Source organism: Subtercola sp. Z020 (assembly GCF_002931235.1).
In the GTDB taxonomy this organism is placed as follows: Bacteria; Actinomycetota; Actinomycetes; order Actinomycetales; family Microbacteriaceae; genus Subtercola.
This window is the reverse complement of record NZ_PSTT01000105.1, coordinates 1-22826: the sequence shown is the minus strand read 5'-3', so window position 1 is coordinate 22826 and position 22826 is coordinate 1. Positions and strand designations below refer to the sequence as shown.

Genomic DNA, 22826 nt, shown 5'->3' with positions numbered 1-22826 from the left:
CAACCCACTGTCGCCGAGGCGCACCGTGCTGCAAGATCGAGGCATGCGCTACTCCCCCGAGAACCCCGTCACCCCGATGCTCGCCAAGGCCGTCGACACCGTGCCGCACCCCGACCGGGTCGCCGGCGGGCTGAGCTACGAGCCGAAATGGGACGGCTTCCGCGCCATCGTCTACTTCGACGGCACGGAGGTCGAGATCGGCAGTCGGGGATCGAAGATGCTCACCCGCTACTTCCCCGAACTCGTCGAGGCGTTCGCGCGCCTCCTGCCCGGGCCCTGCGTGCTCGACGGGGAGATCGTCGTGCGCCGGGGTGAGCCCGGGCACGAGAAACTCGACTGGGAGACGCTGAGCCAGCGCATCCATCCGGCAGCCAGTCGCGTCAAGAAGCTGGCAGACGAGACACCGGCTATGTTCGTCGCCTTCGACCTGCTCAGCGTGAATGACGGCGAGGGCGACGACGACTACGCCGCCCGCCCCTTCGGCGAGCGCCGCGCGGCCCTCGAATCGCTGCTGGCGGAGGTCGAGCATCCGGTGCACCTCAGCCAGGTGACCACCGACGAAGCCCTCGCCGGCCGCTGGCTCGTCGAGTTCGAGGGAGCCGGCCTCGACGGGGTCGTGGCGAAACCCCTCGCCGCACCCTACGCACCGGGAAAACGCATCATGCTGAAGACGAAACACCACCGGTCGGCAGATGTCGTCGTGCTCGGCTACCGGATGCACGCCAGCGGCAGGGGCGTGGGGTCGCTGCTGCTCGGGCTGTACTCCGACGAGGGCGACCTGCTGAACATCGGGGGCGCGTCAGCGTTCAGCGACGCGCGCCGCCTCGAGCTCATCGACGAGCTCGATCCCTACGTGCTGCGAGACGAAGCGGGCGAGGTCGTGCGCGGCGAGACCGATCGCAGCCGGTTCTCGGGCTCGAAGGATGTCTCGTACGTGCGCCTCCGCCCCGAACTCGTGGTCGAGGTGCGCTACGACCAGATGGAGGGCATGCGCTTTCGCCACACCGTGCAGTTCGACCGCTGGCGCCCCGACCGCGACGCCCGCTCCTGCACCTTCGACCAGCTCGACCGCCCCATCGCCTACGACCTCTCGGAGGTGCTGGTCTGACCCCTGCGCCACCTCGAAGAAAGGGAAAGACTCCGGGTCCGCCGAGGCGGAATACCGGAGCCTTCAGTTCGCAGCCCGAGTAACATGAACCAGCGGTCAGCGGGGGCTTACACATCTATGGTACCCCGGAAGGATCCTCGTGGCTCAGAACCTCGACAGCACGGGCTGGGTCGAAGAGTGGCTCAGCGCCGGGCGGTTCACAACGTATCTCTCCGCCTCTGGTGGCGACCGCAACAGGGCACTCGCTCTGTACGAATGGAACGCCCAACTGAGCGCCGCGTTCCTCCACGACCTGAGCCACCTCGAAGTCGGCCTGCGGAATGCCTGCGACCGGGCCCTCCAGCGTGCGACGGTTGCAGGCGAGTTTCACTGGACTGATGCGCGGACGCTTTCGGCGCTTTTCCCGATCACAGCACGGCGCAACCGCGCCTCGGGTCTGCAGACCGACTCGAACCGCATCCCCCGCGAGAATTTCGAGCGGGCTCGCGCGGCCGCGGCGTCAACGAACGGGCTTCCACCTGTACCCGGCAAGGTCATCGCGGAACTCATGTTCGGGTTCTGGACGTTTCTGGTCGCCGACTCACATGAGAAGACGGTCTGGGTTCCTCACCTGTACAAGGCGTTCCCCTCGGGCACGGATCGTCGTCGACTGAACACCTCGCTCGCAAGCCTGCGGACCTTCCGCAACAGGGTCGCTCACCACGAGAACATCCTGCGAGGCTCGGAAGACATGCGGCGCAGGATCGTGTATCTCGTCCGCCTTCTCTCCGAAGAGGCGTCAGCGCATCTTCAGGCGCACAGCGAGGTCGGTTCTCTCCTCCGCCAGCGGCCCTGACCCGGGCAGCGTGGCAAGGGGCGGCGAGATCGGGGCCTGGAGGGTCCCCGTGGCGCGAGGTCACGCCGGGGTCGGGTTGAATGGGAGCGGAGGACCCTCATGACACCTGACGCAGACGCTGACGCCGACGCACGCGCCCAACGCATCGAACGCCCGTTCACGATCGCCGTATTCTGCGGATCGAGCACCGGCAACGACCCCGTCTATCTCGACGCCGCGCGACGGGTGGGCCGCGTCCTCGCCGAGCGCGGCATCGGCGTCGTCTACGGAGGCGGGCATGTCGGGCTGATGGGCGCCGTCGCCGACTCCGCCCTCGCCGCCGGCGGCCACGTCACCGGCGTGATTCCGCAGGCCCTCCACGACCGGGAGCAGATCAACGACACCGTCTCCGATCTCGTCATCGTCGACACGATGCACGAACGCAAGACGATCATGGCCGAGCGTTCCGACGCCTTCCTCGCCCTGCCCGGCGGCCCCGGCACGCTCGAGGAGATCACCGAGCAGTGGACGTGGGCGCAGCTCGGCATCCACGAAAAAGCCTGCGGCTTCCTGAACGTCGCGGGCTACTACGACCCGCTCATCACCCTCGTCGAGACGATGCGCGACCGTGGCTTCACGCACCCGCGCTACACCGGCATGCTCCGCTTCTCCGACTCGATCGACGAACTCGTCGATGCCTTCCGCAGCTACCAGCCGCCGACCCGCGTCACCGCCTCCCCCGGCACCGAGATGCAGAACCTCAACGCCCCGCGACCCTGACGCGGCCCGCGCAGGGCGCCGAAACCCCGAAAGTCGCCGGTCTGAGCATCCAGAACCGGCGACTTTCGGGGTTTCGACCGCGCGAGCGTGAACGCGCGAGGGGGCGCTGGGTCAGTACCAGTTGACCGACTGCGAGTGCGACCAGGCGGCGCAGGGAGTGCCGTACGAGCCCTTGATGTAGGCGAGGCCCCAGAGAATCTGGGTGGTCGCGTTGGTCTCCCAGTCGCTGCCGATCGACGCCATCTTGCTGCCGGGCAGGGCCTGCGGGATGCCCGTGGCACCGCTCGAGGCGTTGTAGGCGTCGTAGCGCCAGCCCGACTCCTTCGACCACAGCGACGACAGGCACGAGAACTGGCTGTCGCCCCAGCCGTAGTTCGAGGAGGCGAGACGGGATGCCGTGGCCTTCGCCCCGGCGACGGTGTTGCCCTGCGCCAGCGCTTCAGCGGCGGCCTCGGCGGCAGCAGCGGCGTCGGCAGCGGCTTTCGCGGCGGCTGCGGCAGCGGCCTCTGCGGCGACGCGGTCGGCCTCGGCTGCCGCGGCCGCGACCGTGTCGGCCTGCGTCACGGTCTGCGTGGTGAGGGCGGTCACGGTCTGCGTGTCGAGCTGCGTGTAGTTCGTCAGCGACGCGATCGAGGCGATCAGCGGGGTGGCATCGACCTTCGTCGCGGCCTGGTCGACGACGGCGTTCGCCTTCGACAGCGCGTTCTGCGCCTCGGCGTCGATCTTCGACTGCTCGACGCGGGCGACGACGTCGGCCTGGGTTCGGGCTGTGGATGCCGCCTTGTCGGCCGCGGCCTGGTTCGCCGAGACGGTCGTCTGCACGACGAATCCGGAGCCGACGAGCACCCCGGTGGCGACGATCGCGGAGGAGACGAGCACCTTGCGGCTGCGGAGCCGCCCGCGGGCGGGGCGTTCGCTGCGGGCCGGGCGGGTGCCGTGGGCGCTGCGGCTGCGGGCCGCGCGGGTGCTGCGGTCGGCGGCCTCGGCGTGGTCACGTTCGATGACCAGCGGGATGCTGGGCAAAGCCTCTGAAGCATCGACCAGTTCCACCACCGGTGTGACGTCTTCAGCCTCGGCAGCCAACGCATCGGGCACGCTCGGCGCCATCGCGGCGGTCGAAACCACCGGAACGGTCGCGGCCGGCACCACGGCTACCGTCGCGGCTGGCACGACCGCGGCGATCGGGGCGGCATCCGCAGCGTCCGACCTCTTCGGCCCGGCGACGAACCCGCTCGACGCGCGGTTGCGCTGGGCCCGCAGCGAGCGGCGGGTGGGGAAGGCGTCGGGTCCGATCGACGCGACCGTCGGAGCGGCCACCTCGCCAGAGGGAGCGGCCATCTCAGCAGAGCCAGCGGCGGCCTCAACCGGCAACGCGGCGACGGAGGATCCTGCGGAGGCATCCGCGACACGATCGGCGGCGGCATCCACCACCGCATCGGCGGCGGCACCAGCCGCGGGCGGAACAGGTACTTCGAAATTCGGGGCCGACTGCGCAGATGCGCGGCGGGCGGAACGGCGGGGGGAATCGGTTGGTTCGGGCTGCATGTCTTCCAATGGTCGGCCGACCTGTGCCGCCTCAGAAACGGGCGCACGGGCATCCACATGGAGCGAGCCCTCAGGGCTCAGCGAGGCTCCGGGCGGTCGGGGTAAGCAACCGCACAGAGCGAAGATGCAATCGGATATGAAAGGCGAGACGCGGGATCATCTCGTCGAACGCCCGCAACCAGAGGCTTTCAGCGGGACGAAGCCCTCAAAATACGTTGCCTTCCTGAACAAAGCCTCACAGTCTCAGATTCGGGATGACTGCGGCGACCGGCCGTGTGGCACAAACCGCCGCGCAGCACGCCCGGCGCGGCCGCCTCACTCCACCTTCTTGGCCCTGCTCGGCTGCACCCGCGGCGGCTCCCCCGGCATCTTCGGATAGTCCGGCGGGAACGGCAGCTCACCGAGACCGGCGGCCAGGTCGCGCTCCCACCACGAGAGCAGCACGTCGATGGTGCCCGGGTGGTCATGCATCCGCTCCCACGGATCCCCGATCATCCGGAGCCGCTCGGGAACCGTGCCGATCGTGAACGCTTTCGGGTCAGCGCTGCCGAGTTCACTCCATTCGAGCGGCGTCGAGACCGGCGCGTGGGCGAGCGCGCGCGGGCTGTATGCGCCCGCCATGGTGCGATCGCGATTGGCCTGGTTGAAGTCGACGAAGATGCGCGTGCCGCGCTCCTCCTTCCACCACGCGGTCGTGACCGTGTCGGGCATGCGTCGTTCGAGTTCGCGGGCGGCCGCGATCACCGCGTGACGCACCTCGAGAAATTCGTGTGTCGGCTCGATCGGCGCGAACACATGCAAGCCGCGGTTGCCGGATGTCTTCACGAACGCCACGAGACCGGCCTCGTCGAGCACCTTCTGCAGCTCGAATGCGGCAGGAATCGCATCGTCGAAGTCGGTGCCCGGCTGCGGGTCGAGGTCGATGCGCAACTGGTCGGGAAAGTCGCTCGTCTCGGCACGCGACGCCCACGGATGGAAGACGACGGTGTTCATCTGTACGGCCCAGACCGCCGTGGCGGGCTCGTCGATGACGAGCTGCGGATGCGAGCGGGCGCTCGGGTAGACGACCTTCACCGAGCGCACGAAGTCCGGCGCTCCCTTCGGCGGATTCTTGGAGAAGAACTGTTCCCCGTCGATGCCCTCGGGAAAGCGCTGCAGCGAGATCGGACGGTCGCCATTGGCCCGCACGAACGCATCGCCGACCGCGACGATGTAGTTCGCCAGGTCGAGCTTGGTGATGCCGGGATCGGGCCAGAGCACCCGGCTCGGGCTTGACAGCCGCACCTGCCGGGCCTCGCCGTCGCCGGCGCCGGGAACATCGAGCATCACCGCTTCGCTTGCCATGCCTCCACGGTAGTCGCCGGGCGGTGCGCTGGCATCGATTTCTGATTGATGTTCATTCCGTGCTATGGTTCAGGCTGCTCGCTTGACCGCCCTGCGGAAGCTCGAGCACGGGGCAGAGAAACAGCGTTTCGAATGTCATCCCCTGCGTAGCTATGACAGCACACACGGTGACCACGAAGTGCGGCCCTCCCTGCCGGTACGACCCCGCCGAGGTTCACCTCGAAAGCTTTAGTGATTCACTGCACGGTGAAGAGCGTCCCTGATTCTGTGATAACTCGAGGCGCGCTTCGAAATGCGTCGATCGAGGCTTTCGACGAACCGAGCGATTTCCTGCCCACCCTCCGCCCTCGCCGCGGCAGGAAATCGCAGCGCGGGCGACTTATGCGCTCCGTCGTTCCCCTCCCGCCCTCGTCTCGATCAGTCGACGGGGTCGGCGGGCGGCGCGGGAGGGCGGGCTAGGTCGAGGTCTGCGAGGTACGCAGCGTTGCCGCGGAGGGCGGGAGCGTAGCGCGCGACCTCGGGGGTCGTGATGCGGTCGGCGGCGAGCTGCAGCAGCTCCGCAACGGCTGCGTCGCTGCGGGAGGCGGCGTGCAGCGACAGGGCGAGGAACAACCGCACCGAGTCCGAGTCGGGGAACTCCCGGCGGGCCCGCTCCAGCGCGGCGAGGGAGTCGTCGAAGAGGCCGAGGTTGCGGAGGGTGCTGCCGTACTGCAGCAGGCAGCGGCGCAGCACGTCGCCGCTCAGTCCGGCATCCAGAGCCCGCTCGTAGAAGACGCGGGCGGTCTGCTCCTCGCCGGCCGTGTCGTGGGCACCGCCCACTTCGTAGAGCAGGCGGGCGCTGCCGGGATGCTCGTCGAGGAGCCTTCGGAAGTAGGTGATCGTCGGCGCCATGTTCCCGCGGTCTCGCTCGGCGTACCCGCGTGCGATCGCCGCCTCGAGCTCGGCCTCCGCGAGACCACCACAGGGAAGGCCACCCGACGGAAGACCACCCGCGGGAACACCGCCACCGGCGAAGCCGTCGTCTGCGTCGGCCATCAGCTCGCCCCCACGTACTCGGCGAGGTGGATGCCCGTGAGCGTCGACCTCGCAGCCACAAGATCTGCGGGGGTGCCCTCGAACACCACCCGGCCACCGTCGTGCCCGGCTCCGGGGCCGATGTCGATGATCCAGTCGGCATGCGCCATCACCGCCTGGTGGTGCTCGATGACGATGACCGACTTGCCGGATTCGACGAGCCGGTCGAGGAGGGCGAGCAGCTGCTCAACGTCGGCGAGGTGCAGGCCGGAGGTCGGTTCATCGAGCACGTAGATGCCGCCTTTCTCCGCCATGTGGATGGCGAGTTTGAGACGCTGCCGCTCGCCTCCAGAGAGCGTGGTCAGCGGCTGGCCGAGGCTCAGGTAGCCGAGGCCCACGTCGCGCATCCGCTCGAGGATCGCGTGGGCCGCCTTCGCCGCGGCACCCGCCCCCGCCTGTGCAGCATCGGCAGCCCCAGCGCCGACCGCAGCCCCCGCACCGGCCGCCGCGAAGAACGCCTCGGCCTCCCCCACCGACATCGCCAGAACCTCCGCGATGTTGCGCCCGCCGAGCCGGTACTCGAGCACCTGCGCCTGGAACCGCGCCCCACCGCACTCCTCGCAGACCGTCGCCACCCCGGCCATCATCGCCAGGTCGGTGTAGATGACCCCGGCACCGTTGCAGTTCGGGCACGCCCCCGTCGAGTTCGCGCTGAACAGCGCCGGCTTGACCTTGTTCACCTTCGCGAACGCCGTGCGGATCGGTTCGAGCAGCCCCGTGTAGGTCGCCGGGTTGCTGCGCCGCGACCCGCGGATCGGCGTCTGGTCGACCGACACCACGTTCGCACCGCGCGGAATCGACCCGTGGATCAGCGAGCTCTTACCCGACCCCGCGACCCCGGTGACGACCGTCAGTATGCCGAGCGGAACATCCACATCGACGTTCTGCAGGTTGTGCCGCGTTGCTCCGCGGATCTCGAGCACCGGGCCCACCGGCCGGGTCGCCTCGCGCAGCCGCGTTCGGTCGCCGAGGTGCCGCCCGGTGAGCGTCAACGACGCCCGCAACCCCTCGACCGTGCCCGTGAAACAGATCTCGCCACCACCCGCGCCGGCCCCCGGCCCGAGGTCGACCACGTAGTCGGCGATCCCGATCGTCTCGGGCTTGTGTTCGACCACCAGCACCGTGTTGCCCTTGTCTCGGAGCCGCAGCAGCAGCCCGTTCATGCGCTGGATGTCGTGCGGGTGGAGCCCGACGGTCGGCTCATCGAACACGTACGTCACGTCGGTCAGGCTCGACCCCAGGTGCCTCACCATCTTCACCCGCTGTGCCTCACCACCCGAGAGCGTGCTCGATCGGCGGTCGAGGCTGAGGTAGCCGAGCCCGATTTCGACGAACGACTCCAGCGTCTGCGAGAGCGTGTCGACGATGGGCGCGACGGATGCCTCGCCGATGCCGCGCACGAACATCGCGAGGTCGCTGATCTGCATGCCCGTGCAGTCTGCGATGCTGCGCCCGTCGATCGTCGAGCCCCGTACCTTGGGGTTCAGCCGGGTGCCGCCGCAGTCGGGGCAGGTCGTGAACGTCACCGCCCTGTCGACGAACGCGCGGATGTGCGGTTGCATCGAATCCCGGTCTTTCGAGAGCATCGAGCGCTGCACCTTCGGCACCAGGCCCTCGTAGGTCATGTTCGTGTTCGCGATCGTGACCTTGGCGGCGGGCCGGTACAGAAAGTCGTCGAGCTCCTGGGCGGTGAAGTCGCTGATCTTCTTCGTTCCGTTGACGAAGCCCGACTCCGTGTAGATGCGCACGTACCACCCGTCAGGCGTGTAGCCCGGCACTCTGATGGCACCCTGCTCGAGCGAGAGCGACCGGTCGACCAGCTCGTCGATGTCGATGTCGTTCACCTCGCCGAGCCCCTCGCAGCGCGGGCACATGCCCTCCGGGCTGTTGAACCCGTAGCGGAACGACGGCCCGAGGTTCGGCTCGGCCAGCCGGCTGTACAGGATACGGAGCATCGCATTCGCATCGGTCGCGGTGCCGACGGTCGACCGCGCATTCGCGCCCATGCGCTCCTGGTCGACGATGATCGCCGTCGTCAGCCCCGTCAGCCCGTCGACCTCCGGGCGCCCGAGGCTCGGCATGAACGACTGCACGAACGCCGTGTAGGTCTCGTTGATGAGCCGCTGCGACTCCGCCGCGATTGTGCCGAACACCAGCGAACTCTTGCCCGACCCCGACACCCCCGTGAACACCGTGAGCCGCCGTTTCGGAATCTCGACGGAGACGTTCTTCAGGTTGTTCTCGCGCGCGCCGAACACCTCGATGAGGTCGTGGCGGTCGGCCGCATGGCGTGTCTCGTTCATGCCCCCGATGCTAGCGAAGCCTTCCGACATTCGCTCATTACTGGGGCAGCGGCTCGATGATCAGTGACGCCGACGAGCGGCCCGTCGCGACCAGGATCATCATCTCGGCGCTGAGACGGGCCCGCGACAGCGACACCTTCCCGCGAAAGACGCCCGGCTCCCCCGGCACCGCGCGCAGAATGTGGCCGTCGGCCCACACGCGAGTGGTGGATGCGCGATCCGCAGCAGTGGCGTCATCGACCCGCACCTCCACCTCCCACGACCGGCCCCGCGCCTCGATCGACACGACCGTCAGGCTCGACGCCATCGCAGACGATGCGGGCAGCCCCGCGGCATCCAGAGCCGACTCGACCAGCCCCGCGGCATCCGGAGTCGGAGATTGCCCAGCCAGCCCGACCGCCACATCGATCTGGTTGCTCGGCAGCGTCGGCGTCAGGAACGCCGGCTGCCGCCGCCGCGTCGCGCCCTCATACGCCGACGCGTAGTCGAGCAGACGGTCATCGCTGTAGGCCGCACCGGCGAAGGTGAGCCCCACCGGCATCTGGAGGTCGGCCATGAACCCCATCGGAACCGTGACGGTCGGTATACCGAGGTGCCGGATCACGCGGTTGCCGTTCGAATAGACCACGCCGTTGCGGGAGGCCGCCTCCAGGCTCTCGGGGCGGGTGAACAGGTCGACCCGGCCCACGTCGCCCGCCGCGGGGAAGACGACGAGATCGAGGCGCTGGGCGAGCATCCACTCTTCGAAATCGACCCGCCGGGCAGTCTCGAGGCCGGTCAGCAGCTGCGCGAGGCCCGGCACCTCGTCGAACGTCGCCGGCAGCCCCTGCTTGACCAGCTCGGCGAGCCGTTGCCAGTCGAACCCGCCGCGGGCGCGCGTGATCCACACCGGAACCGGCGCATCGGCAACAGGAAAGACGGTGTCACCGTCGACATCGGCCCAACTCGACAGGGTCGGGTCGGCGTTGTCGCGCAGAAAGGCGTCGAGCGCCATCGCGGTGACGGTTCCGCCTTCGAGGGCGCGCCAGTTCGCGGGAACGAGGCCGCGGTCGGCCAGGCCTTCGGCGCCGGGCCGGTCCTCCTCGTAGTTCGACACGACGGGAAAGTCGACCTCGACGACCTCCGCACCGAGCGCCCGCAGGTCGTCGGCCGCTCGGTCCCAGAGCGCCCGCACACTCGGGCGGATGGCCGGCGGGTCGATCGGCGCGGCATCCTCGCCGATGTAGAGGCGCGGCACCCCGATGCGCAGCCCGTCGAGCCGTCTCGGGCGGGGCCTGGCGACCGGATGAGGCAGCACCTCCTCGGGCGCAGGCAGGGCGACCGCGGACTGCTCACGCCAGAAGTCGCCGCTCCGGTCGTCGTCGCCGACGGCGAGCACATCGAGCAGCAGCAGCAGGTCGGCGACCGTGCGCGTGTGCGGCACGACGACGTCGCAGGTCGGCCGCAGCGGCCAGTTGCCGCGGATCGACAGCACTCCCCTCGACGGCGTGTACGCCACCAGGCTGTTGTTCGACGCGGGCGCCCGCCCCGACGACACCGTCTCCTCCGCCATGCCGAAGGCGCAGAGACTCGCCGCCGTCGCCGTACCCGATCCACTCGACGACCCCGACCCGTACGCGGCCGTCAGGAACTGCGGGTGGTAGGGGCTCCGGGCGTAGTCGTAGAGGCCCGGCTGCATGCCGCCCGCGGCCATCGGCGGCATGTTCGTCTTGCCGAGCAGCACGGCGCCGGCGGCACGCAGCTGGGCGACGGATGCCGCGTCGCCGGTCGCCACCAGCTCGGCGAGCGCGGGGCTGCCGGATGCCACGGTCAGGCCTTCGACCTTGTAGCTGTCTTTCACGGTGAACGGGATGCCCTCCAGCGGCCGCACCGGGCCACCGGCCGCGCGGCGGGCGTCGGAGGCCGCAGCCTGCTCCAGGCAGGTCGGATCAAGCACCGCGATCGCGTGCAGGCACAACCCCGTGCGGTCGTAGTACGCGATGCGGTTGAGGTAGGCGCACACCAGCTCGACGCTCGTCACGCGCCCCTCGTCGAGCGCCGCCAGCATCTCGCCGACGCTCATCTCCACCACGTCGATCCGCTGCACGCCGCTCTGCGCTCCGCTGCTCTTCTGCGCGCCGCTCTGCGCTCCGCCGGTCTGCTGCATGCCTCCGCCTTCCGTCGCCTCCATCATGGCAGGCCGGCCGCGCCGCGCCGCGGCTATGCCCACTGAATTGGTGGCGTCTGGGTCAGCGGTTGAACGGGACCAGCATCACGCGCTGCCCCAGCGCGTCAGCCAGGCGCAGAAGGGTCGCCGCAGTGGGGTTGCCCGTCCCGCGTTCGATGCGACTGATCTCGGCCTGCTGTATACCGGTCAGTTCGGAGAGGGCAGGTTGTGTGAGGGAACGTGCTTTGCGAGCCGCCGCAAGCATGCTGCCGAGCTCCGCACGCTCGGTGAGCTCGGCCGCGAACCCGGCGGATGCCTCGGTGTAGACCTTGCGGGCGGCATCCGGCCAGTCTGCCTTCGCACGATCGGCGAGTTCATTGAAGTCTCTTGCTATGGTCTTCTCTCCCGTCTCCCCTATTATGTGCTAAACCACATACTTCATCAAGTGCGTCGTCGTCGCTTCCACTGTTCATGCATCTTCCGAGCTCGCGCTATCTCGCGTTGCTGCCTCTTCGCCGAAGGGTCGGATTTCTTGTCGTAACCATGATGCAGCAGCACGATCCGGTCCCCGTGGAACGTGCAGAAGACGCTTCAGTCCACACCTGCTCTATTCGCAGCACTGAGACCGGCGCTTGCACGAATCGCCTGAAGTGACTTCCGAACCCGGAACTCATAGAGTCCACCGCCCAGCGGCTTGCCCCACTCACCCGCGCAGATGTCGATCCCGTAGGTCGCCAGGACATGCTCGATAGCCGCTACGAGAACAGCCTGCTCATATACCGGGAGCGAGAGTATGAAGACCTCGAAAGCGTCACCCTCGTACTCGATCGTCCAAACCAGCCACGACGCAGATGACCTCCTCGGAAGTGGATTCAATGAGCATCAACTTACCTGAGTATCAGTCAATATACATTCCTCCATGCGCGAGGCGAAGCCGAAGCAGTCCGGGAAAGCAGAAAGGGCCGCCCCTCAGGGCGACCCTTTTCCGTGTTGTCGGGCTGACAGGATTTGAACCTGCGACCCCCTGACCCCCAGTCAGGTGCGCTACCAAGCTGCGCTACAGCCCGTGGGACAACTTGTCCATATTAGCCCACAGAGCGGGTGCCCGCGAACACCTCGGCGATGGTGGGCGCGTTCGGCGGCGACGACAGCACCACGATGGGGTCGCCGGCCGCGATCGTGCCCGGCTTCACGACGCGGAGGTAGGCGCCGGGGCGCCCGGCGGCAGCGAAACGCTTCACCCACCCCCGTTCATCCGGCCCGCCCACCCAGCGGGCGAAGGTCTGGCAGGGCGTGCGCGGGGAGGTGACCTCGACGACGACGGATGCTCCGATCTGCCACTGCGAACCGATCGGGGCGCCCGATACGTCGATGTCGTCGACGCGGAGGTTCTCCCCGAACCAGCCGGGCGGCAGGTCGCGCCCGAGCGAGCCCTCCCAGAAGGTGGCGTCGGCCTGCGCGTAGACGTAGATCGCCTGGTCGAGGCCGCCATGGTGTTTACGATCGGCCTGAACATCCGCGTGCAGGCCGTACGGCCTGACGCGTACCGGGCCGTCGACGGGGCGTTTGTCGATGGCAGTGGTGCCGATCGATCCGTCGTCGGGGCGGAGCGCATGCACGACGCAGACGGCCACGACGTCGGCCATACGCACCTCCTCCAGATGTTCGCACCAGCCTAGCGAGTCACGGGAACCGCCCGGGACAGGCGGCGACCCGGGGCTAGATTCCCGAGTTGACGCAGTCGGATGCCCGACCGGATGCCGCGCCGGGGCACGTCGTCTTGCCGCAGCGCGGGCAGCGCGGCGAGAAAGCGCCAGCGCCCGCACCTCCGTCAACCCACGCAGAAGCGGCAGCGCCACCGGCACCGGGCTGCGGCGCGAGCTGCGGATGCCGCCTGCGGCTGTCGCCCCACAGGTGCACCGCCCCGAGCGGCAGCGGCCCCGCGAGGTCCACCCGCAGCACGACATCGAGCGGCCGAGCGACCGCGTCGCTGTACGACGACACGTGCACCCGTGGGCGCGACGCGAGCGACGACGCAATGCGGGCGGGCCCGAGGATGTAGGTCGAGGGCTCGATGTGGTGCCCGTCCTGCAGCTCGAACGGCGCGATGCCGAGGGCGCTGAGCGGCGTGATCGGGTCGCTCTCCTCGCCGAGGGCCCCGGTGAGGAACGCTCCCCATTCGAGGTCTTCGACTCCCCGGTCGATTCCCGCGGCATCCGCCTGCAGCGCAGCGAGCGGGTCGGAGACCATGCGGCGCACGCGCGGCTTCGACTCGTAGAGCGCCCCGCTCTGCACCGCCTGGATGAGCTCGCCGAGGTGCAGGCGTGCAACCGACTCGAGCAGCACGTCGTCGGTCATGTTGTCGCGCACGATGCGCCGCGAGTTGTTCGAGGCGTGCGGCAGGTCGTGGTCGAGGGCGTCGAGCCCGAGCTGCTCGGCAGAGAGGCCGAGGCGGGCGCCGATCGCCGTGAGCATCTCTTCGAACGCGCGGGCGCGCCACCCCACACGCACGAGGCTGCGGGCCGCGGCGTGCTGCAGCCGGATCGACTCCGACGAGGTGCCTTCGTAGGCCTGCGCCACCTGCATCGCGAACGGCATCGACAGGGTGTCGAGCGAACTCAGCCCCGAGTCGAGCCAGGCCGGCCGCACCGCCCACGGCCGGTACAGCGAGACCGCGAGCAGTTCGAGCCAGTCCATGCTCTGCGTGTGCAGGCTCGACAGGCGGTGCAGCTCGCTCCGCACCTGGGTCGTCGCCCGGCCGAGTTGGTGCAGCTCGTCGATCGTCTCGCTCACGGTTCGGTCGAACTCCGACCAGCCGCGGTAGTAGCTCGCCAGATAGCCCAGAAGGAATATGACGATCAGCACGACAACGCAGGTGACGATCATCCAATCGTCTGGATAGAACCGCCAGTCGCGCACAATCTGCACGGCGCGAGGCAGCAGAACCGCCACCAGCGCGATCAGCAGCAGAATCGACGTCGACGTGAGTACCCGCCCGTGGAAGGTCTGGCGCAGCCTGACGAGCGTGCCGTCTTCGGGCAGCTCGGTGGCCGAGATGCGCCGGGTGAACCCGTCGAGGTCGGAGCGGGCCGTGTCACGGGCCCGGTTCATGCGGGCGAGCATCTGCCAGAGGAACGACCGCTCGCGCTGGCTGAGCCAGGTCTCGAACGAGTCGAGTGCCGCGCGGTAGGTGGTGAGTCGCTCCGCCAGCTGGTTCTGCGTGTCGCGCAGGGTCGAGCCCGCGAGCTCGAGCGCCTGCAGGCGGGCCGGCAGGGCCAGGAACTCGGCGAGATACGGTCGAAGCGACGCGAAGGGATCGTCGACCGCCGACTCCGAGACCGCTCCGGGTGACGACGACAGGTTCTCTGAAAGGGATGCCGCGAGCGACGCATCGGGCACCAACACCGTGGGCGCACCTCCGGCACCGCCGTCACCCCCGGCACCCCCCTCTGGCGCGATCGCGCCCTGTGCGAGCAGGTACTCTCGCAGCGTCTCGTGTCGGGCGGATGCCGCGACGTATTCCGCCTGCGCGTCGTCGTAGTCGGAGTCGGCCTTCTCGGCGAGCACCCGCGTCTCGTGCATCGCCCGCCCGAGCTTCTCGCGGAGCTCTGTACCCTCGTGCAGGTTCTGCGACCCGACGCTGGCCGGGAACCCGGGCGGAACCGGTGACGCCGGGAACTGCCACACATCCGTGGAGTCGGGCAGCACGTCGCTGACCCGCCCGAAGACCGGCGTCTTGTCTTCGATGGGCGTGAACCCGCGGTCTTCGAGGTCTGCGCTGCCGTCGAGCGAGCCGAAGACGAGTTCGCGGAGCCCCGTCCAGAGGCGGGGGGTCGAACGGAGGGCACTCGCGGCTGCCGGTGAGCGCAGGGTCTCCTGGGCGGTCGCCTCGGCCTCGACGAGCGCAGAGCGGGCCGCCAGCAGCATCCGGTCGCGCGCGTCGACCCGCGTCGCCGCGCCCACCTCGAGTCGCCCCTTGGCGCCCTGGAACAGTCGCTGCACCGCAGCGGCGAAGCCGTCGCGGAAGAACGCGACGAACCAGTACGGCATCCAGAGGATCTTCTCCGCCGCGAAGGCGAGAAAGAGCCCGAGTTGGCGGAAGGCCCCGACGCGCGGTTTGGCGAGCGAGCCGATCGACGCGGGCGCGCGGTAGGCGAGCTTCTTGTCGTCGAGCTGGAACGCGGCATCCACCATCGCTCCGACGTAGTCGTCGATGCGCTCGTCGGGGATCGCGCTCGTGCCCTCCGCGGGCACCCCACGCGACGGGTCGATCAGCGCCGAGTGCGGGTCTGACGCCTGGTCGAGCACCTGCGCCGCCACACGTCGGGCGAGACCGTCGGTCATCACGCCGTTGACGAAGACCCGAGGCATCCAGATTCCGCCCGAGGGAGCCGACGACTGCATCAGTTCGAGCGACCCGGTCGGCACGCCGTTCCAGAGCCCGCCGACCGTCGCGATGTGCATCAGGGTGAAGCCGACGAACCGCGCGTTGTCGCGCACGAAGGCGTCACCGGCCCACGGGCTCGACCGGTCTTCGGGCGACGCCACGAGCGTCACACCCTGGTCGTTCTCTGCCCACTCGACTCGTTCGCGCAGTTGGAACTCGGTGGGCGCCGCGATCAGGCTCACCTTCATCAGCGACGTTCTGGCCGCGAGGTGCGAGTATTCCGGGTTCACCGAGGGCAGCGAGAGGGAGATGTAGTCGCTGACGCTCTGCCCGATCGCATCCTGCAGTTCGTCGTTCTCGCGGCTCGGCGAGGCGGAACGCACCTTGATCAGCCGCACGAGCGACAGCGATTCCCGGGCCAGGGCTTCGAAGAGGTCGACATCGATCTGCTGCACCTCACGATTGCCGTCGACACCGATCACCCACGCGCGCACGCTGGGCGGGCTGTCGGGCAGCATGCTGACCCGCTCGGGCCGCACGAAGAGGGCCGGAGCGAGCAGAGAGAGCCCGACCCAGTCGCGGGCGAGGTCGAACAGCGCCGCACCCTGCTCGCCGCTCGGCAGCAGCACGATGCTCACCGCGCCGTTCGGCCACATTCCCTGAGCTGCCACTAGATACCCGACTTCGCGGCCTTGATCTCGACGACCCCGTCACGCAGATCGCCCAGCACGCGGGTGACCAGGTCGCGGATCTCCCAGCTCACCGGGTAGTTGTAGACGCTGGTGCGGGCATCCTGCGTCACGATCTCGGCACGGAAGTCGTCGAGCTCGCTCTCGAGGAAGGTCTGCAGTGCGCTCTGGCGAGCGGCGAGGGGGGCGGATGCTCCCCCGGCCCGTTCGGCATCGGGAACCGGTGCGCCTCCGCCGAGCTCGCCCGACCGGATCCACTCCGAGAGCGGGCGCGACAGTTGCCCCGGCGCCCCGCCGAGCTCCATCAGCGCGTGGTACGCGTAGAGCGGCTGCAGCGAGGCCTGCGAGCTGATCAGCGCCATCGCAACGATCAGCGACTCGAGCACGATGCCCGGGTAGTCGTTCGAGGGGGCGATGCCGGGGTAGAGCAGCGGATGCGGGAACGAGGCGTACGAGCGGTGCTCGGCGTCCCACACGCTGAGGGCGGGCCCGCGGGCGTCGTCGCTCGTGTCGACGGCCAGCTGGCCGAGCGCCTTCGCCACGTACCAGCCGCGGATGATCGACTCGATCACCTCGGGGTCGGCCGGCACGGCTTCGGCCAGCAGTCGCGAGCGCTTCCACTTCCAGAAGGCGGCGCGCGAGTTCACGTTGTTCGACTCGGCGAGCCAGCCCCGGGCGATGGGCTCCATCACCGAGTCCATGACGAACGGCTGGTAGGGGAAGCCCGACATGGCGAAGATCTCGATGCCGTCGACCCGGGCATCCTGGAACCAGCCCTTCGAGACGGTGTCGTCCCACACGCCCTGTGTGACGAGGGCGTGCTTCGTCACCTCGTACATCTCGGTTCCCGCTTCGAAGGGGATCGAGCTGAACACCAGCCGCGTGCCCTCACCGACCGACTTGCCGTGCACCTCGCTGAGCAGCGCGGGGTTCAGTTTGACCAGCGGCTCGCTCGACCCGAGGGCCGCCCGCAGCTGCTCGGTGAACTTGTCCTTCCGGCGCTTGAACAGCGACGGGTCGACGTGCTGCTCGTCGAAGTAGGTGCGCAGGTCTTCGGTGATGTAGCTCTGGAAGGCCGTGCCCTGGCGCAGCATCCAGATGCGGGCGCGCTCGACGTAGACCTCGGGCTGGTCGGCGAAGGTGAACCGGGGCAGCTGGGGTGCGGACACCACGTGGGTCGCCTCGGCGGTCACCACCGGCTTCCACGAGCGGGTGCTCTGGATGAGTCGCCAGCGCTGGTTCGCATCGGTGACCGTCTCGTCGCCGATCGTGCCGAGCAGGATCGTGCCCATCACCTGCGGCATCGCGTCGCCGAACTGCACGCCGTTCGCGGCGGAGGAGACGAGGGATTCGAACTCCCGCGGGTATTCGGCGACCTCGACCAGCAACCGTTCGTTCGGCGCCGGCGCGTACTTGCGCGGCACGGTCTGGTCGTCTTGGCGTGGCCAGAACTCGTACTCGTTGACGCGGCCGTCGGAGTGGTTCTGCTCGGAGACCCGCGACTGCAGAGCGGCGAGACTGCTCGCCAGGTGACTGCGGAGCGGATCGAGGAAGTCACGCTGCAACTCGTGCAGCAGGGCCGCCGTGCTCTCGCGCAGCCGGGCCTCCGACTCCCACTCGAACGCTTGGCCGACACGCTGCACAGCGGTCTGAACGGGATCCTGCTCGGGCCGGATCGAGTTCTGGCTCGGCGCCTGGCTCAGCTCACTGTGGATGTACCCGTCGAGTTGCGCCACCCAGCCGCGCCGCTGCTCGGCCTCCTGCCGCAGGGACTCCCCCGCGCTCTTCAGCACGCGGCCGGTGCGGTTCAGAACCTCTACGGCGACCGGCAGGCCGTGCTCGGCGATCGCCTGCTCGACGGTGGCGAGAATATGGTCGGGCTGCGTCGCGATCCACTCGTTCAGCTTCGCCTGCCGATTGGCCGTGTCGCGGTCGAGGTAGCGCCCGACCCTGTCGCGGTGCTCGGCGATCAGGCGTTCCTGCCAGATCGAGATGTCGAGCCCCCCGGTGCGGTCGAGCGAACTCTCGGCACCGGCCGAGTCGAGCACGTCTTTCTCGAAGGCGAGCTGCAGCAGCTGCTGGGCCGGTGCATCCCGCAGCGCGTCGGTCACGTCGTTGCGCTCCTCGGTCTCTTCGTCGAGACCGGCCGCGCTGATGAACCCGGTGAGGGCCCACGAGGCCTTCAGGGCGATCCACTCCTCGCGGGTGCGTTCCTTGAAGAGGGGGTCGCTCTCGGCGTGCCAGTGCAGCATCCGGTCGACGGATGATCGGGCGAAGCGTTCGGCGGCGTAGTCGAGGAACTTCTCGCGCCCGAGCGTCACCCGGCCGAAGCCGAGCGAGGAGAACGGCGGCGACTGGTCGATCGGCCGCATCAACCGGGACTCGTCGCTGAGCTTGTTCGCGCCGACGTTCGCCGTCCAGTTGCCGGTGGCGTACTCGTCGATGTCGCCCTGCACCTTGTCGTCGGTCATCCAGGCCGCGACACTCGTCGCGAGCGCCGAGTACACCTCACCCTGGTTGTCGAACGAGATCTTCGAGTTCTGGCGACCGATGATGAACGGGTACGCACCGCCGACTTTGTCGCGCGCACCGCCGTACGAGGGAGTCAGGCCCTTGCTCTTGAAGAGCTCGATGGTCGACTGCGAGGGGTTCGTCGTCCAGAAGCCGTTCATCGTCTCTGCAACGGTGGCAAGCGCGTTGCTCGGGATGCCGCCGCTGCCCTTGATCTGGTCGAACACGTCGGGCGCGAAGAGCAGGCTGAAGAACTGGTACGCCCAGGGCTGCGTCTTGGCGGTCGCCTTGATCGCCTCGATGACATCGATGTACTGGCCGGCACCGGAGCCGCCCGCGATGGAGGAGACCACGATGACCGTGGGGTTCGGCGTCACGCCGCCGTCGCTCTTCGCCTTCAGCACATCACCGAGAGTGCGCAGCTGCCCGAGCGCCTTAGCGTCGCTCATCGTGTTGATCGCCTCGGAGGCGGCCTTCGCGATGTCGGAGAGCTTCGAGAGTGCGACGGCTCGCCCCACGGCGCGGAACTGGCCCGCGCCCTTCGTCACGTCGACCGGAACCCTCTTGGGGTCGGGAAGCTGGCGAACGACGTCGTCCATCGCCTGATTGGCGATCTTCTTGCCGTGCACGATGCCGCCGAAGACGCTCTCGTAGGCTCCACCGCCCGTCACGAGCCCCTTGTAGTTCTGCGGCGGCATGAAGGGCTGCGGGTAGTCCGCGCCGTCCTGCGCGATCGGGGTGTCGAAGTGCAGCATCTGCCACGCGGCGGGCAGGCCCTCCTGCCAGCCGGCCTGCTGGAGGCGCAGTTCGAGTGCGTGCCGGAGCCCGCGCAGGGTCTTTCCGCCGGAACCGCCGACGCCGATGATGAGAAACGGTCTGAGCATGTGTGCCTCCTGGGCAGGTGGTCGGGTCTGTGAGGTCGAGGGCCGGGTCAGCGGCGGGGCGCCGGGGGCGGCGCATCGCCGGCGCCGCGGGGTGGCGGAGGCGGCGGCAGGCTCCCGGGCGAGCGGGTGACGGGCGGCGGTGCAGATGACGGCGCAGACGAGGGCGCGACCCGGTCACCACCCCGTTGCGAGGGCGCCGGCCCGCTCGGCGTCGTCACGGTCGGGCGGTCTCCGGATGCCCGTTCCGCGCCGGTCGCGGCGCGCTCCTCGATCAGCAGCGCCCGCGCGCGGGCCAGTCGCGGCCAGATCGCCTGGTCCCGGGTGATGTCGAGCATCCGGTCGACGAACTGGTCGGCCCGGTTCGGCTCGTTGCGCTTGTAGACCACGAGCCGGCCGGGGATGGCGCTGCCCGGCTCACCGGCGGCGAGGTCGTTCTCGCGAACGACGACGGCCCACAGCCGGTTCAGCTGCTCGGGCATCGGGGCCACGTGCCCCGCTTCGACGAGCCGCCGGCGTCGCGCACCGAGCCCGCCCGAAGCGCGCCCCGCGCCCGCGAGCGCACCGCCGCCCGCCACACGCCCGGCACCCAGCGCTGTGAACACCCGCCACCCCGCCGGCGCCGTGATCTCGTACCGCACCTGGAACAGCCCCGCATGCGTGCGCAGCCCCCCGAGCTCCGGGTCGACGTGCGTCTTCACCGTCTCGAGCGGCGCCTGGTACCTGAAGTCGTCGAGCGACGCCGCCATCAGGTCGACGCCTCGCGCACCCACCACACCGTGCTCACCGTCGACCGTCACCGGGAACGACGCGCGCAGCAGCTGCCGCCCGTGCGCGATACCCGACGTCAGAAGGTTCATCAGCCAGAGCAGCAGCACCGCGATCGCGAGCCCCAGCAGCACGAGAACCAGCACCAGCAGGTTGAACGCCGCGGCATTCACCGGCCGGGTCGTCTCGAACGACACGGTCACCGTCTGCGGCAGGCTCTCCCCTGCGGCGCTCGTGAGCGTCACCGGCAGCGTCGCCGTCACCGAACTGTTGGCCGCCACGGCATTCGAGGCCGCCAGCTCGACGCCGACGCTCTGCCCCGGCGCGAGCGCAACGCACCCGTCGGTCAGAGCTGCCGAACTGCTCCACTGCCACGAGTCTGTGCGGTTCGCCGGGTCGGTCACGACCGTCGGCGTCGCTCCCTTCGGGAAGCACACCCTTCCGGCGGAGCCGTCGGCGGGCGCCGTCAGCGTCAGCGTTCCGGTCGCGCTGCCCTTGGCGCCCTCGAGCGTTCCGAGTGCCAGCGCCGACGGGGTCACCGACGGGTAGTTGGCCGGAATCGTGACGACCACCTGCTGCTGGGCGCTCACCGGCGCGAGCCCGATCCCGTTCGCCGCCGTCGTGAGCGGGTCGATCGTGTACTCGAGGTTCACCGCTCCGCCGTCGTCGGCGCCCGGCGTGTACGGCAGGCTGAACGAGCCATCCGCTGCGACGGCGACGGTGCCGATCGACTGCACAGCAGAACCGTCGGCGGGAACCTTCGAGACGGCCACCTCGAGCGGCTGTGCGTAGTCGCCGAGGTCGAGGGCTCGCCCGCTGGTCGAGGCGAGCTGCCCGCCCACGGTGCCCGCCAGGCCCGCCACGAGCTGGTTCGCCGGCGCCGGAGTGATCGTGAGGCCGCTGTAGTAGTAGAGCTGGCGGTCTCCGCCTCCCGGAGTGGCGAGCATCCACCGCCCCTCGAGATCCGAACGGGAGACGTCGACGTCGATCTGGATCGCCCCGCCCGTGGTCGTGACCGCCGCGTCGGCTGAGGCGGCCGAGCCCGAGATGGCTGCCAGCGCCGACCCCTCGGGCGGCGTGAGCACCCACGCCGAGTCCGAGGTGATGACGGTGAAGCTCGCGACCCCCGGGTCGACCTGGAAGCCGCCGTCTGCGTCGAACGGATGCGGGTACCCCCCGTTGATCAGCACGCTCAGCTGCGCGAACACCACGGCCAACTGGCTCGGGTCGTTCGCCTCGACCAGGGCACCGTTCACCGACGAGCTCGGCGGCGGGGACTGCCCACAGGTCACAGCTGTGCCGTTGACCTGGCCCGACGACTCGACCAGCGGCCTCATGTACTGGCGGTCGGCCGCCCCACTCTGCTCGGGATGCACCGACAGCAGAACGCCGACCACGACGACGCCGTTCTGGCGCAGGGTGTTGAAAGCCCCGAGCCCCTCGGCCGGCTGGCTCGACCCGTCGATCGCGTTGCCGCAGAGCGTGTTGATCGCCGCTGCATTGTCGGCGTCGCTGCCACCGAGGTCGAGCGCGCCATCGGTCAGCCAGACCATCATCTGGCAGCCGTTGTTGGCGGCGTGCTGGCTGGCCAGCGCCGCCTGGGCACCGGCGATACCGGCCGACCAGTCCGTGTTGTTCAGCGAGGGCTGGTCCCGGATGCTCTGGGCCAGCGACCCGGCGGCCGCGTCGGCGGTCTCCGTGGTCACCGTCGACCAGCCGGCCGCGGGCTTGTAGGTCGAGCCGAAGAAGCCCGCGCTGTAGTTCACCTGCACACCGTTGCCGAGCCCGGCGAGCTGCCGCAGGCTGTTGCCCAGGATGTCGGCGCGCACGAAATCAGGATCGGTCGCGTTGTCGCCCTCCGACGACTCGAACAGGCTGCCCGAAGCATCGATCAGGTAGAAGACGTTGAGCTGCTTGTTCGAGGCGATGCAGCGTCGCACGTCGTCGATCGCCGCCTGGCCGGTGCTGTCGAGGGCCGTGTCGCCCGCGGCCGCAGCCGCCGACACTGCGGGGAGGCTGGCTGCCGGCGCAGCTGCAGCGCCACCCAGTGTCGCCGCCCCGCCGATGGCGAGCAGGGCGCTGAGCGCTATGCCGAGCATGCGGCGCATCACGGGTTGCTCCAGAGGTCGGAGAGAGCCGCCGCCAGGTTCACGACGTGCCACAGCGCGAGCACGAGGCCGGCCCAGGTGAGCAGCCGCAGCACCCTGCCGTAGAGCGGCTTGGGCGTGAAGTACCGGTCGCGAAGGCCGGAGCGCTGCCACAGCCGGTCGAGCCCCGCGGCGACGATCACTACGATCGGCGTGAACACATACCCGAGCAGGGCCACCCACCAGAGGCGCGGCTCGATCACGGGCAGCGTCACGAATCCGAGATCGGATGCCCTGGCATCCGCCACCTCGACAAGAGCCAGCACGAGGCTCACGACGAAGGCCGCACCGCCGAGCACCAGCGGAACGGGGCTCGCCACGTCCCGCCC

Annotated in this window: 14 protein-coding genes and 1 tRNA gene; 3 read left to right on the top strand and 12 right to left on the bottom strand. The window is 69.3% G+C overall.

The genetic code is table 11. The features are described from left to right. Positions 1–43 precede the first annotated feature (43 nt). The 3 genes from C5B96_RS13830 (at position 44) to C5B96_RS13820 (ending at position 2702) form a co-directional block, all read left to right on the top strand. Positions 44–1108 (top strand): ATP-dependent DNA ligase, encoded by a 1065-nt coding sequence (locus tag C5B96_RS13830; RefSeq protein ID WP_104245941.1) that lies wholly within the window; start codon positions 44–46, stop codon positions 1106–1108. A 139-nt stretch (positions 1109–1247) separates the two neighbouring features. Continuing rightward, positions 1248–1943, top strand: a complete 696-nt coding sequence (locus C5B96_RS13825; RefSeq protein WP_104245940.1) for an Abi family protein — start codon at positions 1248–1250, stop codon at positions 1941–1943. Between the two features lie 99 nt (positions 1944–2042). Continuing rightward, positions 2043–2702 carry a TIGR00730 family Rossman fold protein gene (locus C5B96_RS13820; protein WP_104245939.1) on the top strand — a complete coding sequence of 220 codons (660 nt, stop codon included), beginning with the start codon at positions 2043–2045 and terminating at the stop codon, positions 2700–2702. Positions 2703–2813: 111 nt separating this feature from the next. Here the strand turns inward: C5B96_RS13820 and C5B96_RS17865 are convergent, their stop codons facing one another. From C5B96_RS17865 to C5B96_RS17440, 12 genes are all read right to left on the bottom strand, one after another. Then, the gene (locus tag C5B96_RS17865) at positions 2814–4247 is read right to left on the bottom strand and encodes a hypothetical protein (protein ID WP_233189209.1); all 1434 of its coding nucleotides are present in this window, start codon (positions 4245–4247) and stop codon (positions 2814–2816) included. 315 nt (positions 4248–4562) lie between these two features. Continuing rightward, positions 4563–5591: a non-homologous end-joining DNA ligase gene (ligD, locus tag C5B96_RS13810; protein ID WP_199176660.1), complete on the bottom strand. Its 1029-nt coding sequence runs from the start codon at positions 5589–5591 to the stop codon at positions 4563–4565. 417 nt (positions 5592–6008) lie between these two features. Then, positions 6009–6626 carry a tetratricopeptide repeat protein gene (locus C5B96_RS13805; RefSeq protein WP_104245938.1) on the bottom strand — a complete coding sequence of 206 codons (618 nt, stop codon included), beginning with the start codon at positions 6624–6626 and terminating at the stop codon, positions 6009–6011. Next, on the bottom strand, positions 6626–8968 hold the full coding sequence (locus tag C5B96_RS13800; protein WP_104245937.1) for an excinuclease ABC subunit UvrA: 2343 nt from the start codon (positions 8966–8968) through the stop codon (positions 6626–6628). Before C5B96_RS13800 ends, C5B96_RS13805 begins: the two co-directional genes overlap by 1 nt. A 37-nt stretch (positions 8969–9005) precedes the next feature. Then, positions 9006–11114: an amidase gene (locus C5B96_RS13795; protein WP_233189208.1), complete on the bottom strand. Its 2109-nt coding sequence runs from the start codon at positions 11112–11114 to the stop codon at positions 9006–9008. Positions 11115–11196: 82 nt separating this feature from the next. After that, entirely contained in the window at positions 11197–11508 is a 312-nt protein-coding gene (locus C5B96_RS18135; protein ID WP_369826487.1) for a helix-turn-helix domain-containing protein, read from the bottom strand. Positions 11509–12107: 599 nt separating this feature from the next. Further along, positions 12108–12181 (bottom strand) — tRNA-Pro (locus tag C5B96_RS13785). 18 nt (positions 12182–12199) lie between these two features. After that, positions 12200–12760 (bottom strand): MOSC domain-containing protein, encoded by a 561-nt coding sequence (locus C5B96_RS13780; protein ID WP_104245935.1) that lies wholly within the window; start codon positions 12758–12760, stop codon positions 12200–12202. 73 nt (positions 12761–12833) lie between these two features. Continuing rightward, on the bottom strand, positions 12834–16172 hold the full coding sequence (locus C5B96_RS13775) for a hypothetical protein (protein ID WP_146078188.1): 3339 nt from the start codon (positions 16170–16172) through the stop codon (positions 12834–12836). Continuing rightward, positions 16172–19585 (bottom strand): tubulin-like doman-containing protein, encoded by a 3414-nt coding sequence (locus C5B96_RS13770; RefSeq protein WP_104245933.1) that lies wholly within the window; start codon positions 19583–19585, stop codon positions 16172–16174. Before C5B96_RS13770 ends, C5B96_RS13775 begins: the two co-directional genes overlap by 1 nt. Before the next feature lie 47 nt (positions 19586–19632). Continuing rightward, positions 19633–22458: a hypothetical protein gene (locus C5B96_RS13765; protein ID WP_104245932.1), complete on the bottom strand. Its 2826-nt coding sequence runs from the start codon at positions 22456–22458 to the stop codon at positions 19633–19635. Then, the coding region (locus C5B96_RS17440) for a hypothetical protein (protein WP_158507192.1) at positions 22458–22826 on the bottom strand (369 nt) is incomplete at its 5' end. The genes C5B96_RS17440 and C5B96_RS13765, both read right to left, overlap by 1 nt.